This is a genomic window from Caballeronia sp. GACF4, assembly GCF_023631025.1.
GTDB lineage: Bacteria > Pseudomonadota > Gammaproteobacteria > Burkholderiales > Burkholderiaceae > Caballeronia.
Genome location: NZ_JALQDW010000019.1, coordinates 39,861 through 55,325, shown reverse-complemented (window position 1 = coordinate 55,325; position 15,465 = coordinate 39,861). Strand labels below are relative to the sequence as shown.

Genomic DNA, 15,465 nt, shown 5'->3' with positions numbered 1-15,465 from the left:
GCTTGGACAGTACCGCTTGCGCACGAGACCAGCCTCGCGTGACGCTTATTGCCGATGGCGTTTCGTTCGGCCGAGTGGCATCGGTCAGGCCGGTTTCGTTGCTTTCGGCGCGCACGTCCCGCGTGAATGTTGCGGCGGACAATCTCGCGATGACCGGGCGATGTATCGACACGACGCCTATGCGTCTCACTGAGCGCGACGGCGCATCGGCGCATCTGGCGAGAACTGTGGTCTGGACCGATGGCACGCTGTCTGACGATGACGGCGTGTCAACGCGGCTGCGCTTTCGCACTCAGGCCAATCCGCCTTATCAGCATGACATCACCGATATTCTCGATGCCGTTCCGTGGCACAAGAAGCAGATATCTCTCGATAACGTGGTCGTCGAATTCAGCCGCGCGGCCGACTGTTTATGGCTGCGCGCGGAACTGAAGGGTTTCGTGCTTAGGCAACGCGCGGGGCGCTTCTTTGTGGCCAGTGCTAATGACGCGCGTACGCCTGCCCGGCTGAAATGGGTGTTTCCTCCGCAGTCGTTCTCCGAACAAGCTTTTCTCGAGGAGCCGCCCCAGGCTACGCCTTCGGGTCCGAAGCTTAAACAGAGCGACCCCATTCCGGAAACCGAATTGTCCGCGTTACGCGTCGCGCACGAGAGCATCCTCGTGTTCGCGCCCAAGGCGAGCCGCATCGATGAATTCGAACTGACGGTGAAAGCGCTGTTAGACCCGCAAAAGTGGGCCATTCACGTAGCGCCCGAAGCCAGCAGCGATGAAAAATGCTGGCGAGACGCGGTTGCCCGATCGAACCAGCAAGGTACGGACGAATACACGCGCCTGGAGTTGCCGTGGCGAGTAGAGATTTCGCCGAATCAGCATGCCGCCCTTGAAACATCGCCGTTGAAGCTGGCGCACAACAGGCATATGCATCCGCTGTTCTGTCTGAGACCGTGTGCCGCCGACGCCAAAGGTGACAAGCGCTTGCCGCTTCGCGCGATTGCATCGGATGACTTCTTCGAGGGCACTTGGTTGCACTATGGTGCGCAGCCCGATCCGTCCTATCGTCCGTATATCGATCCGGTTCGAACGAATCTGGACGAACAGGATCGCAATGAACTTGTCTGGTTGAGCGGTACATGGGGTCGGTACGGCTTGCTCGGCTCCGCCAATGTACGCAAGCTCGAACCGAAGGATCGGCCGCCGGTCGCTTGCAAGCGTCCGGACGCCAAACCTGACGACGTGCACGATGCTAATTGCAAAGACTTGGGCATCTATGTCCCTCAGCCATTCTATGCCGACAGGTTGTTGCTGACTTCGCTCGGCGCATCACTTTGCTCGACAGGCAAATGGGACCCGCCATCGCTGCATATCGAACATGGATCCGATGGAAAAGTACTCGCGATGTCCATGGAAGAATGGACGCACGTGTCGACATTGGCGCGCCCGCACTTCGATCGCGTCGTGGATCGCGGCTTCATGCTGCCCTACGGATTCCGCGTTGCGATCGTTAAGATGACAGTTCGAGAGATTCGTTTCGTAACACACCGCGGACTGATGGCCGTACCTATCCAGCGCTTCTTCCTCCGCGTGGAAGAAGGCGAGAAAGTCTTTCCGGCGGCTGTCGGGCAGCCGCTCGAAAGCCGTAACGGCTTCTTTCAGCCCGAACGTCTGACACTCGATCTGGATCACGATGTGCAGATCGACGACCCGTCGGATCAAAAATACACGCTTGCGGGTTTGGGGCAAGATGCGTTCTGGGTACGAGCGCCGAGCGCGTCGCCCGTTGTGTGCCCGGTTGAAAACAATCCGAACGGTGATTCCCCCACCGTATGCTTTCCCTTTCCGATCAAGATCGGCGCGGACGGGCGAGGAACCGCGCCGCTTGCCTTCGTCAGCAATGACGTTGTACACAATGCAGCGCAGCTCGACCTGGTTGTCGGCGAATTCAATCGTCACGGCGGCTCGCCGCTCGACGCTCACGGCGCTCGCATCACCTATGCGCCCTCCGTCCGTACCGGCGACACGCGCTTCGTCACGCACTTGGCCACGGTTAAGGTGATTGTCAACGAGTCGCTCGTGAATTCCGCAGTGCTGGAAGAGCAGCATCTGCCGCCGTTTTTTCCGGTGCTGGATACGGCGCACGTCGAACTGGACGCCATCCAGCGCGCAACGGCCGGGTCGGACCGGCAGCTGACCGAAGTAGCCTACACGAAGCTCTACAAGTCGGTTGGATTCGCCACGACACCGGTTTCCGATCCAATCCTCAGGTCACAACAGAATTCTCAAACGATCAGTAATCCTGCCGAGGTATTTCTGAACTTGATAAGCCCCGTGACGCTCTCGTACACGAACAATGGCGAGCGCTCCGGCGGAGTAGCGACACCCAACATGCAGCCGAACGCGCTGTCGCGAACGCAAGGTCTGATGTCGGGCTTCGCCGACATTCACGACCCGGGCACGCCGGGCGTCACGGCGCGGTTGTCGCGCATCGTGCAAAGGCGCGCAAACGAGTCGATGCGAAAGCAGCATCCGCTCGCTCGTCAGCGGGTCGCGCAAAGCACGACGCAACAGAGCGCGAGCGCCGCGGGCGGCTTCGGTAACCCGTTCGCATCCGATGCGAAGCTGCTGGGCATCGTGCCGCTCAGCGTGTTCTTCGACGCGGCAGGGCTTGGCGATCTGCCTCGGTTTGTCGAGTCGATCGAAGAGGGTATAAGCGAAAGTCTCGAACAGCTTAAGCGCGCCGCGCAGGAGTTCGGCCAGCAGATCAAAGTAGCCATTGCGCAAGTCAGGAAGACGCTGTCCGCTTCGGACGATTTCCGCGATACGGAAGCGGGGCAGCGCATCCTGAACGATGTCGACGCAATCGACGCGGCCGCGCAACGGCTTCAGACGAGCGATGCGACAAAAATCCCCGACGAAGTGGCCGCCGTCTCCGGGCAGATTCGGAATCTGCGCGACGATTTCCAGACGATCGCCAATAATCCGGAAGCGCTCTTCTCGGTGAATGAAATAAAACAACTGGCAACGATGGCGGCCAGCATCTCGACGATCCTGACATCGAATCTCGCGCAGGTACGACAGAAACTCTCCGAAGACAGGAACGCCGTCGTCGATAAGCTAAATGATTTCGTCGAGCAGGCGCAAAGCGATGCAAGCGAAAACTTGCGCGTCCTGTCCGAACAGTTCATCGAACGCGTGGTGACCGAGCTTGCCGCCCATCGCTCCGATCTCGCCAACATCGAGGCCGCGCTTGCTACCGGAATCGAGGTGCCGGACGCGGTTTTGCGGCTGGCGAAGCTCGTCGAACTGTATCGGCGGCTTTATATCGACGGATTCGGCCTGCAAGACGCGCTCGACCAGATCGTCCAGAGCGTCGTCCACCCGCTGATGGATGATATCGCGACGCTGCGCGCCGATACGCGAGCCCTTCGCACTTCTCTTGCCCGAGACCTCGCGCGCCTCTATGACAAAGTGTTCGATCTTGGCTTCGCCCTTGACTCCGCGTGGCATGTGGTGCAGCAGAATCAGCCCGCGCTCGCCAAACAACTGGCGCCCGCGTTTGCGGATCTGGCCAACCTGCTGAACAGTTATGCCGCGGCGTCGGCAGGCGCGGCTTCGCCGCCGGGGGATCCGCTCGAACTGGTTAACCGGGCTCATCGCTTACTTGCCCGGATCGATGCCGCCGTCGAGGCGGCCGGCAATCAGCTCGAGGCGTCGGCGCAGATGGCCATCGAGAGAGCGGAGAAGGCGCTGTCGTCCGTGTGTGATACGGTTGCCAACGGTCTCGTGACGGTGAGCCGGGATCTGACAAGGATTCAGGACGACCTCAACAAGCTGTCCGTGCTTCAAGGACCTAGGCTTGCGCTGGAATCGTTCGTCAAAAGCACGACGCAGACGATCGATACCGCGTCAAACGGTACGGGCGCGGAGCGTGCCCTTGCATTATGCGAGGCGATTGGCAATCTGCTGGACCAAAGGCTGGCTGCTGCGCCGCCGGACGCACGGAAGTCGCAAGACGCGACACTCATCTCCCTGCCGCAAGATATTCTCGTCGACATGTCGAAGCTTGCCATCGTGGCCTGGGGCGCGTTGCGCCAAATATTGGCGCCCTTGTCGGGCCTGTGTCTCGAGCAGAACGAAACCGTCACGCATATTCTCGGCAAGGATTTTATCGATGACACCAATCAAGTCGGCGCGTCGGCGTGCGCGCTAGTGAATTCGTTCGATGCCGAAGCGCGGCAGATCGCGGTCGGCACGGTCAGCCACTCTAAACCGTCATCGGGCAATTGCACATCGCAATGCGACTGCAAAGAGCTAGCAAAAAAAGTCGTGAATCTGCTCGACCTGGCTCAGCAACTCGAAGATGCGGATTCGCTGTTCGGCAACTGGTTCGCGGCGCTTCGGAACATTCGCTCGAATCTGGAAGCCCGCGCGCTCGAAGAAATCAAGGGCGTGCTCGATAGCGTTGTAGAACGGATGATTCCTGCACGCACGCATCTAGATTTCGTTCTGCCTAAGAAAACGCTTTCCGACTATGCCGGTGTGTTCATTGCACACGGAACGGGTCCGGAAACCGAAGAAAATAAAGCGCATCTTGAACTCGAAGCGCATATCGAAGCGGATCTGATCGCCCGCACGCAATCGAGCAGGTTTTCCGGCAGGCTCACTTCGTTTCAGATCAATCTTCTGGATGTGATTTGCATCGAAGTGCTCGAAGTCCGCTTCGAAGCGAACGACGGGCATTTCCATCTCGATCAGCCGCGCATCGGCGACGTGACCATGGGCGGCGATCTGGATTTCGTCAAGGCGTTTGAGAGTCTGATGGGCGGCACTAGCGGGCCGTACATCGAACCCGTTCCCAACGGTATCCGTGCGGGTTACCGACTGGCGTTTCCGCTCACGCCAGTCGGACCGTTCATCGTTCAGAACTTCAGCTTCGAGGTGGGCATCCTCATTCCGTTTGACGACCGGGCCGCGCTCATCAACGTCGCCATGGCCACAGAGAGCGCGCCCTGTCTGATTTCCTTCGGAATCTATGGCGGTGGCGCTTTTTTTTCGATGTTGGTGGCGGGCACCAAGCTGGTGTCCATCGAAGCGGCGTTCGAGTATGGATTGGTCGGCGGATTTTCCTTTCCGGCGGTGCAGGGAACGGGGCGCGTCGTGGTGGGCTTGTACTTCGGTCTGGAGGGCGGCGCGACGAGACTGCGCGGCTACTTCTACGCGGGTGGCCACGCGACGGTGCTCGGATTTGTATCCATCTCGGCCGACCTGCGACTTTCGATCACCTATGAGACGGGCAAGGGCGCGCATGGCGAAGGGCAATTCCACGTTGAGATCGGCGCAGGTCCGTTCTCATGGACGCTAACTTACACCGTCGAACATTCAGCGCAAAACGCGCTCTTTCTGACCGGCGCGACTCAAATGCGGCTTGCGGACGCGCGTTCTGGCGGCCCGCCGCAATCGTCGGAATCAATTCTTTCGAACCAGCATCTGTGCGGCACCGATTTGCTGAACGATGACAACTGGTTCGCCTATCGTGCGGCTTTCGCACTCGATGATCTTCCGCGCAAAGGTGCTGCATGAGCGCTTCCACGCCCATCGATAAAGACGCGACGCGATGGATCGTCATCCCGAAGGGAATCGACAAGCACCGTGGCGTGCTTGCCATTACGGTGCAATGGATCCCGTCGGAAACCTACGACATGCCCGGCAGTGAATGGCCAGACATTGCACATCGCACGCAGCTCGACATCCGATTGCGCGTCGCGGATTCGCGCACGACCGTGACATGGCGCTTTATGGGAGACGCCTTTGCGCGGCCGGCGGCCATCGACAAGGGATTGTGGGCCCGAGTCTTCGCTCCGCCCAAAGCCTCGAACGACGGATGTGCCAGGAGTACGATGTCCGCCGCGAAAAAGCCTGCTGCGGCGTCGCAGCGCGCCATGGCGTGGGAAACGGCGAATTTGTCGATCTATCTGTCGAACATCGCAACTGCGATGCAGGACGGGCACGCGTCTTACTCGGGTTCGCATATCGTCCAGAGCCAATCCGGTTCCACACCCCTTTCTGCGATGATGCCGACCATCTCGACACGCGCGCTGATGAGAAACCGGAGAGCCGGGCCCACGCCGCGCCCGATCAAATCGAGATCGAACTATGACACGCTGTGCAGCGCTTTCGGCACGGTGCTTGATCTCTACATGTCGAATCCTCCCGCTGCGTTGGACATTGCCAGCTACCTCGGCGAGACAACGGTGCAAACGCAATTGGACGACGGGGAAGCGGCCATCTTGCGGCAGATCAGGTCGGCTTACGGGTATAGCGGATCGCTTAGCCGAAAAACCACGGACGGGCAGCCAGCGACATGGCAGCAGCAACTAGCGGAACAAGGCTCGGGCGGCCTGCGTCACGACAGCCTGAACGCGCTCGCCCGCGATACGTGGCATCGGCTCGGCTCCTCCCCGCTGAGCAAGCGCAGCGCTCGCGACGACCGCGCCATTTTTTTCGAAACGCTGACCGGCATGTTGCCGTGGAAACGGGATCCCGCCCGGCCTCGGGAAGACACCGAACCTCATCCTCTGGCGGGCGTCGGCCAGTCTTTCACCCTGCAGACGCAATTGGGCATGATCTGCGACCTTGAACTCGATCTAACGCAATGGGAGGTCGGCGGCCGCGAGATGCTCCTTTCCCCCAACACGCTCGACATTTGCGCCGCGCCCGCGTTCATGGTCGGCCGGGACACGCCCCGAGCATGGACCAGCATGAACGCCAGCCGGTATCCGTTGGGCGCCGGCGAGGAGGGAAGCGCCGTGCTGTTTCCGCTCGACGACACCCATCTCACCACACTCGAACTACGGCAAAGCATGCAGCGCTTCGTCAACGCGTCGCAGAAGTCACGCGGAGAACTCGATTTCGAGTCACAGTCGCCGAAGGATCCCGATAACGACACGCCGTTCGCGCCCGGTTTCAAATCCGGGCCGCTCCAGATTCTGCGTGGCGGCGCTGCTTCGAATGTCGTAGCAAGGCGCAACAACTCAGGATTGCAGAAGGGTCAGAATGATCAAGAAGTCAAATTCACGCTGAATGAGTTGACCATCGGCGTCAGGCCGGACCTCAGGATCATGTATCCCGGCGCGGCGGACAGGTCGCCGTGGCGTCCGATGCTCGGACGGCACATATCATACCGGTTCGACGAAAAGACGCTCGAAGCCACAACGGGCGATCGGAAATCGGGGCGCATGGAAGGCTATATCCCGCTCACGCGCATGAGCAGCACACTGGACGACAAGCTGACCGTCGATGACGAACTATTCGCGTGGCACGGCTGGAATCCTGCGCTGCCCATGGGCGGTCATCGGAGCGATTCCGCGTGTTCGGATTCGCTTTTGCCGGTGGTCACGGGCGTGCCCGGATCGAACCCCCTGTTTCGGTACGGCGCGTCCATCTGGGTGCGCGCGCGTCACGTGCTGCGCGATGGTTCGTCGTTTCCGGCTCCTGCTCACGAGGTATTGGCCGCGCCGAACTGTGTCGTCCCGGGTGAGTCGACCAATGGCTTTCGGATCCGGCGATACGAACCGCTCAAGGCGCCGGCGCTGTTGCTCACTGAGCCGCTCGAAACGTCCGAGTGGCTGCCGACCGAAGCGTTGAATCACGTCGTGCTCGGGACATGTCGACACGACCCGGCGCTTTCGCGCAAGACGAGTGCGCGCTATTGGCTGCCCGGCGACCTGCGCGATCTCTCGGAAGTCGATCGGCACGGTGCATTCGACAGCGGTCTCACGCCCCGCGCGACAGCCTTCCCGTATCACGCGCGCAACGGCGAGGATTTCGAGACCGTCGATTCGCCGCCCGAGCCGTATCCGCGTGCCGCGCAAAGCGCGACGGATCCTTCGGGTGCGTCGCAACGACAGCCGAAGCTGCCCATTTTTCGCCTCGGGTCGCCGCCCTATCGTGTTCAACGTCCGTATCATCCGGATCCTTTCGTGTGTGGGCTTGTCCTTTCGCTTGCGCGTCAGTCCAAGAGCGGCCAATGGCTGCCGGTCCTACAAGGAAACGAAGCTCTGTGTTTCGTGCATCCGTTTTACCCTGCGCCGCGAAGGTGGCCGGAGGCCGTTGCGCTGCGCATTGCAGTTTCGGGCGAGGTGTCGGCCGGACAGCCCGCGCTGCGCTATACGCCTTCTTCATTCGGAGCAACCGAAGCCCGGCTCGACATCCACGTTCCGCCGGGCGAGCAACTGTCCCTGCTCGCCTGGCCATATGGCCATCCGGACGATCTGGAGCGCGCACACGCTTTCGGCGTACTGGCCGCGCACTGGCACAATTTCGTCAATGCCGAATCGCGGCCCGACGTGCCGCTGCACTTTCCGGCGCAAGGGGTGAGCGGCCTGATCTCCGAGACGTCGGCGATTCTCATCGATCACTTCGTCGATATACCCGATGCGCCATCCCTCAAGCCTGAGCCGGACGGCACGACGAAAAAGCGCGCTCCTCTTTCCGCTCAGCAACCGTTTTCACTGAGCGCCGGGGCCGCGCCGGGTTCGGCCACCGGTCTCGACGTCATCGCGCGGTGGAACGATCCGGTCGATGATCCGGGCGCCGACGCGCCGGTCTATCCGAAACCGGCTAATCGTATCAACGAGGATGCGCCCGGACTGATGCAAGCGCCCGTCTGCGTCATGAGTTCGTATTTGAATGTCGCCGCGGATCTCGCCTTGTCCGATGCGCACGTGAACAAGGTGCTGCGGCCGCCAATCCCGGTCCCGTACAGGGGCACGCAGGATGGAATGTTCACTTTGCCGGATACCCGGCACCGTTACGTCCGCTATGTTCCGGTCGCGCACAGCCGGGTGCCGAAACCGAGCGGCGGCGCGTTTCAGGATGACGCGCTGCGCTCGCGCGAAGGTCCCGGGATCGCCGTAAACGTGCTCGCGTCCGCGCCTCCGCGCGTGCCAGTGGTGCGTGATGTACTGCCGAGCTTCAGTTTCGTCAGGACTCAGCATTCGAATTCGGCAAAGAGCCAGCGTATGGCGGGCGTCACCCTGACGCTCGAACGGGGCTGGTGGTCATCCGGCCCGGACGAACTCCTAGCAGTCCGCGTGTCCATGACGAAAAGCGTAGGGCAAGCGTCATCCGGCATCCCTGTCGCCGTATCCGGATGGGGCGGCGACCCCGCGCTTTCAATCGATGGAAAAATTTCAAGCGCGCTGACGGCTGCAGGCTTTGACGATACCGGCCAGCGCGTGACGGTTGCGGGCGCGCCGCAGGACCTCGTGCTTTTTTGTCCGGTCTTCGACCATCGTGAGAAATGCTGGCGCGTGGATATGTGCATCGAGGTCCCGGACGGCGCCGCTCAACCCTTCCTGCAACTGGCGCTGATGCGTTATCAGCCGCATGCTTTGCCCGGCATGGAGTGCTCCGAGGTCGTGCTCGCCGATTTCATCCAATTGCAGGACAGGCGCTGCGCGAGCATCATGCCGAATCCGCATGATCCGACGAAGTTCCACGTAACGGTCCAAGGTCCGCTCGTGGACGGTCACATGGACCGATCATGTGTCAAGACAAACTGCTGCGATGCAAAGCAGCGCCCGCCTGCGCAACACGCCGGTCAGCCAGTAAAATGCTGCGTGTCGCGACGGCGCAGCGTCGAGGCGTGGCTCGAAATCGCCTCGCGTCAGCCGGGACGTTCGCCTGTGTGGGAGCAGCACGGCGACACCGTCGCGCTTAGTGCGATGGTAGATAAGAATCTGATCGCATGGAGCGGTGAGCTGGCCGTCTCGCCGCGACTGGAACTCCCTGCGCGGCGGATGCGTGTTTGCCTGATGGAGCGTGGACTGTTTCCCGGCGGACCCGTTAAGGACGATCCGGACCATCTGCGTCAAGGGCCGCTTTATTACCTCGATCAGTTGGAGTTTTCGATGACGGAAAACAACGGCGATGATCATCCGTGAGAACCGCGTATCTAAAGGCTTATGCCTAAGGGTTTCTTAGGATAAGTCTAATCGCTACACGAATCGTCCGCGCACACATCGTCAGGCGCGGTTGATTTGAATAACCGCTGCGCCATTTCTCTAAGGGTGAGATCGACATGGTTACCTCGAAATCATCGACACGAAAGAGTGTGTCCAAGGAGCTTTCGCCCAACGCTCAGGCGTCTGTTTCTTCGCTCAACAATGCACTTGAGAATACGTTGAGGCTCCTATCGGAGAATATGTCGAGCCAGCTCTTTCCGGGCGGCATTACCAAAATATCGGTCGATATTAGGATCGCGGGAAACACGGGCATAACCCTAGATATAGAAGGACCTGGCTCGACGTCATCGCATACCGGCGCGGCGAGCGCGGCAGAATGTGCGTTTTTCGTACTGGTCAGCAAATCGATCGACGATCTCGACCTCGCGCCGCACGCCAAAGTCGGGGCCGAGAGCCTCAGGCAGCAGTTCGGGAGTATCGTTGTGTTCACAAGCGGGCGGCGCAGCGTCGACGATCAGGCGCGGGTGATGGCGCATAACATCGTGGAAAAGCAAGATCGTCAGTGGATTGGGAAAACCTACATCAACGGGCAGGAATTGCAAAAGTGGGTCGATGACCATCCCAAAGCGCAGACGCAAGAAGAACTGGAGGCCGGGCTTCTGTCGGTCATGAACACATGGGATGAGACGAAGCTGGGCAATCTGTCGCGGCATCTCACGGGCGCGGCCTTCGACATGCAACCGATCACGAGCGACAAGCGGAAGGCCGTCCGCGACGCACTCGACGAGCTTCCTTTCGTCGAGGCGAACAAAATTTTGGAGAACGAATCCGGTGTAAAGGTTTGGCACGTACCGTTCACCGAATGAAAGGGCCGCCGCACTCTTAAGGGTTTCGCCTGCGCGGCGCGCAGTCGCGCTGCGGCTAACTCGACGGCGTTGGATCTCACGCGCCGCTGCGAGAGACCGCCTCACTTCACGCGTGCCGCGCTTTAGCCGGAAGAAGCCCGCGATCATAAACTTTCGATGGTCGACAGAAGCGCCTTCACGACCGACGGATCGGTCGAAGCGTTGAATCGGAGAATGTAGCCGTTGGGACATTCGATCTCGACGCGTCGTCCGTACGAGTTCACAGGCAGCGCACGCGCAGCGATAAGAAGCGGAGCGAGTTCGATCGGGAAGTAGGTATCGGGGTCGTTGGCTCTCGCGATGATACGTTCGGCGTAGTGGACGCAATAGGGCCTGCCGTCGTCCATGTCGTCGGTTCGGCCGTTATATCGCTGAAGTGCTTTGGTCCAACTTTCAAAGAAGCCGTCCTCCCGGTTTTTCGGCGGTTGGCCGGACGTGCCAAAGCCCTTTCTCGCCAACCATCCCACACCCGCCTTGAGATTGGTGTCGATGTCGCCCGTATTGACTGTCGTGGGTTTGGTCAGGCCGAGACTCAGCTTGTAGTCCGACCAGTCGCCGGGCACATTGACCTGAGCAGGATCGACTGCCCAGGCGGCTTTTGATGCCGCGTCGTTTCCACCGGTTTCCTGAATGATCCACGACTTGACGACCGCCTCGGACAGCGCATCGATTCCCGCGGCCTGATCGGCGGTTGCGCCGATCCATGTCTTGTCCTTATTGAATGCGCCGACCACCGTCGCGATGCTCTCGTCGTGGTTCTGATAGCGACCCTTCTCGAATCCCTTGAACGTTGGAATGGACATGACCGCCTCATCGATGTATGGGAAATGAGTCGGCGCGCCGGCGCAGTGACTTTGCCAGCGAAAGCCTGCCTTGTTCGGCCATCGAATTACAGGAGTAGTGTCGACGAAGGGTAGAAGAATTTGTTTTTTTTGCCAGCTCACATGCGTTTGCAGTGTATGAAAACGCACGTTGGATGATGCTTTACGGCAACGCCACAGGTTGTCATTGTCTCTATCCTTTCGGTCTTTAATTTAGTCCTTGTAAAGACTGCTGGTCGTACTATCCTTCCGATGCGATGCGGCTGTCGGTCAGTGCGGGTTCGAAAGCTAACGTCATAAAACGAGCGTATGGGAGCCGTTATCAGCCATGTCTGCCGAACCTTTAGATACCGTGAGCGAAAACCTCACCGATCCCGGTGAGCCTTGGATTACCGACTCTGATATTGCGGACTTCGAGACGTGTAGGATCATGGCCAACCTCGGGTTTGGCGGAAGCGTTGATCCCGGAGCACCTGAGTTTCGAGTCGACAGTGAAGGAAAGCGGGTCGCAACGACGACGGACATTGAATTCGACAGGGCTCAAGAATTCCTGCACGATTGTCAGACTTCAACTCCGCGCGTAACTTACGGATTGGGTGCGAAGGTCCCCTTCTCAGGTGCAGTGCCTGGGCGAGACTTTACGAAAGTGGACTGCAGCGGATTCGTTCGCGAGGCGTTGAGGCGCTCAACCAAGCCAATATTGGCCTTTCCCGATGGCTCAGTGATTCAACACGAATGGGTTCGCAGTCGGGCATACGCAGCTTGTCCGCTTGCGGACGGCTCCCGTTCAGACGGGATCGTTCGCATCGCCTTTCTTCGGCCTCAGGACGCAACGAGTCGCATCGGACATGTTGTGCTCTTGTACAAGGGGTGGACCTTGGAGTCACACGGGGGAGTCGGCCCCGATTCACGTCCTTGGACCGGTGTGGGTTGGCAGTCGAAAACGTTTATGTACGAGTTCGGGACTAAAGTGTAAGTTAAAACTCATGGTGTTCGGACTGTTCATTAACAGACGCGTGAGGAAGCCGTATGATAAGTGAAGGGCCTTTACAAAAAACTCTTCCTATTTGGGTCGCAACGGTCATCTCTTTTTCTTTCGCCGGATGTGCACGTTTGCAGTTTAACGCTGGGGAAGATCCAGCAGCCCTAACCTTTTACGAAGCAGAGCCGTATTTGTTTGTTCAAACAAACAAGGACTGTGTCTCGACCGCCACTACAATCACGCTGCCGGGAAAAAACGATCGGTGGAATTCCGATCCGGCTATGGTTCGGCTGACCTGTCTGTAAATTTGACTAACGGGATGATCAATTCCGTGGGTCAGAAGACGGACACAAAAATTCCCGAGACACTTACTGCAATTGGAGGACTTGCGACAGCGGGTATTCTCCAAACAGGTAGACAGGTTGTTTGCTCGCCAACGGCAACGTTGTATCCAATAAGAAATGGCACACCAGACGTTGACCATCCGATTGAGTTTCCGGTGACTAGCAAAATCATCGATGGTGAGCCGAAATAACGAGGCGGATTGGTAAGGGACCTCCTCAATCACCGGACCGGCACGGTCTGGTGCCATGATGGCCGCAATTTTTCAGGGGTCACCCTCGGCCTTGAAAGCGTGCGCAAGAAGGACGGCCGGGCCGTTTTGTATCCAAGGACCCAAGCGACCCGGAAAAGAGAAGCCCGCTTCAATTGGCGATTTTGTACTAGCCATATGCCTTGGCCGACGCCCGATGTTCGCCTGATGGGCTGGCAACGACGCACCTGCAGCGGATCAGTTCTTTACCATATTCTAAAAACGGCGATCATTATTCTTTGTATTATATAGAAGGTCGGGAGATATTTTTGAATCGGGGAGATTGAAAAAACATCGGGGCGCTCATCGTAGTCATGGAAAATTCCTGGACAGCCCTTGTCAAAAAATAACTTATCGTCGATTGAGTACCACGGATATTCATGGCATCCCGCTGGCCTTGAACTGTAGCACGCGCACCCCTTATCGACGAGCTGACCGCAAGCTCCTTCATCACTCTTTAAAATGAATACTTTTCTAGCACTTTCGATCGAACCCGAAGACAACTTATGAGAGTCCGTATTGCTTACAACAACAGCCCCACCCATTACGCTACAACATAACCCGCACTTCCCGCCAACGCACTCAAAGCGAGTTTTTTTATTTGCCTCTCTGAGACGCAATAAGCCCGCTCTTCTCGCACGAAGAACGACCGAAATTAACCTCATTAAATCACCTATCTTTCTAAAGCTTTCGCGGCGATTTCCGATAAAATCGCTCAACAAGCATTAAACCAGATCCAAGAACAATCATCGAAAAAATCAGGCTTACCACAGGAGCGAGGAACACAAGGTTGTCGTTACCGAAAAATTTACCATATGCTGCTGAAAGCCAGCCACCCGCAAATCCGGATAAAACAGCGCAAGTAGCAACAGGCCCTAACCTTCCAAGGCGTTCAGGAGGAAGGGTGAGAGCGGCAATGACAACGGGTACTAGGCCGAGTTGGGACCCATATACAGCAAAGACGAGGTCTGCGATGCTAAATCCAAAGGCCGTCAGTCCCTCAACAATGATTACTGCGACACCGGCGCTGACCCCTAGAATTATTCGTGAATAAGATAACTCTATTTTCGAGTCTGCCATTGTTGTGCGGTCATGCGATGACCGCAGCAGATCAGTATGAAGTGCATGCCCAGCCGCAATTAGCTGAGTGGACGCTGTCGAAAGGCTAGCACCATAAAGACCTGTTAGTACTATAAGCAATAATGCGTAGATTAGAGGCTTATCGACGCTTGCTTCGAGTAGAAGAAAGTTTAGTAGGGGATTTTGCCCCGCTTTCGGAACCGTCACTGCTACAAGGAGACATGCGATCGCCGCCAGAGCTCCCCAACTTGCCATTGCGGAAAAAATGCTTCCCCGAAGACCCGCTTTGACCGTCGTTTCATCAGTTGATGCAGCAATGCGCTGCCAAATGGACATGTCTCCAAGAAACGTCGGGATGTTGATAACCGCAATACCCACCAAAAACGATCCTAAACCGTCCCGCCAAGAAAAATCATATACTGTTTTAGGGACATGCTCGGTTACAGCATGTATTCCGCCCATTAAAGTGAGCCGGTATCCGATTAAAAGCGTAAGCGCGGCTATTGACATCCATATAGCTATCATCTGAATCCGATCGGTGATTACAACCGCGCGAAAGCCACCTAAGAGGGTGTAACCGACGCCGATGCCACACAGCAATAGTAGGGCAGCCCACGCCGGCACCTCCGGTGCTAGACCGGTAAGGAATTTTGATCCGACGGTAAGCTCTACAGCTAAAGCCCCAATAAATCCTAGGCTTGTGCATACGGCAGCACCCTTCATTAGGATACGGGAGGTATAGGAACTTCCCAGAAATTCATGAAGTGTCGGTCGTAACGCTCCACGCGATGCTAGCTTTCGCCAGATGAGAGGTGCAGCTAGCCTGACCACAAAGATTCCGGCGGCAGTAGTTATCACTGTCCAAAACAGCCACGTTCCCATAGACCCGGCCAGTTCGGCGTATGCTAGGATCACGGTCGCTAGAGAGATTGTGGCCGCGACCGTGGCTGCACTAAACTCGCTTGAATTTCGAACACGAGCCTGCCGTTGGCCAGTGGTCATCGGCAGCTGGTCGTCGAGTCGCGACGACCTGCCATGTATTCGGTACGAAACAAACAAATAAATACTACCGGATATAAGTATTGAAACGATTGCAATTGATGTAATGGTCATCGAGAGCACGT

General features: G+C 58.0%; 6 protein-coding genes. 3 read left to right on the top strand and 3 right to left on the bottom strand.

Annotation, left to right across the window (positions count from 1 at the left end; translation table 11 throughout):
* Positions 1–38 precede the first annotated feature (38 nt).
* The 3 genes from NCR40_RS19235 (at position 39) to NCR40_RS19225 (ending at position 10,827) form a co-directional block, all read left to right on the top strand.
* A complete protein-coding gene (locus NCR40_RS19235; protein WP_250510340.1) occupies positions 39–5,576 on the top strand; it encodes an apolipoprotein A1/A4/E family protein in 5,538 nt (1,845 codons plus the stop codon).
* Positions 5,573–9,940: a hypothetical protein gene (locus NCR40_RS19230; protein WP_250510339.1), complete on the top strand. Its 4,368-nt coding sequence runs from the start codon at positions 5,573–5,575 to the stop codon at positions 9,938–9,940. The genes NCR40_RS19235 and NCR40_RS19230 overlap by 4 nt, the downstream gene beginning before the upstream one ends.
* A 170-nt stretch (positions 9,941–10,110) precedes the next feature.
* Complete coding sequence (locus NCR40_RS19225) at positions 10,111–10,827, top strand: hypothetical protein (protein WP_250510338.1); 717 nt, start codon at positions 10,111–10,113, stop codon at positions 10,825–10,827.
* Between the two features lie 143 nt (positions 10,828–10,970).
* On the opposite strand, the gene NCR40_RS19220 is transcribed toward NCR40_RS19225, so the two are convergent.
* From NCR40_RS19220 to NCR40_RS19215, 3 genes are all read right to left on the bottom strand, one after another.
* On the bottom strand, positions 10,971–11,837 hold the full coding sequence (locus NCR40_RS19220; RefSeq protein WP_250510337.1) for a hypothetical protein: 867 nt from the start codon (positions 11,835–11,837) through the stop codon (positions 10,971–10,973).
* 1,630 nt (positions 11,838–13,467) lie between these two features.
* Entirely contained in the window at positions 13,468–13,926 is a 459-nt protein-coding gene (locus tag NCR40_RS31495; protein ID WP_350029312.1) for a YkgJ family cysteine cluster protein, read from the bottom strand.
* Between the two features lie 16 nt (positions 13,927–13,942).
* On the bottom strand, positions 13,943–15,454 hold the full coding sequence (locus NCR40_RS19215) for a sodium:solute symporter family transporter (RefSeq protein WP_250510336.1): 1,512 nt from the start codon (positions 15,452–15,454) through the stop codon (positions 13,943–13,945).
* Positions 15,455–15,465: the final 11 nt, after the last annotated feature.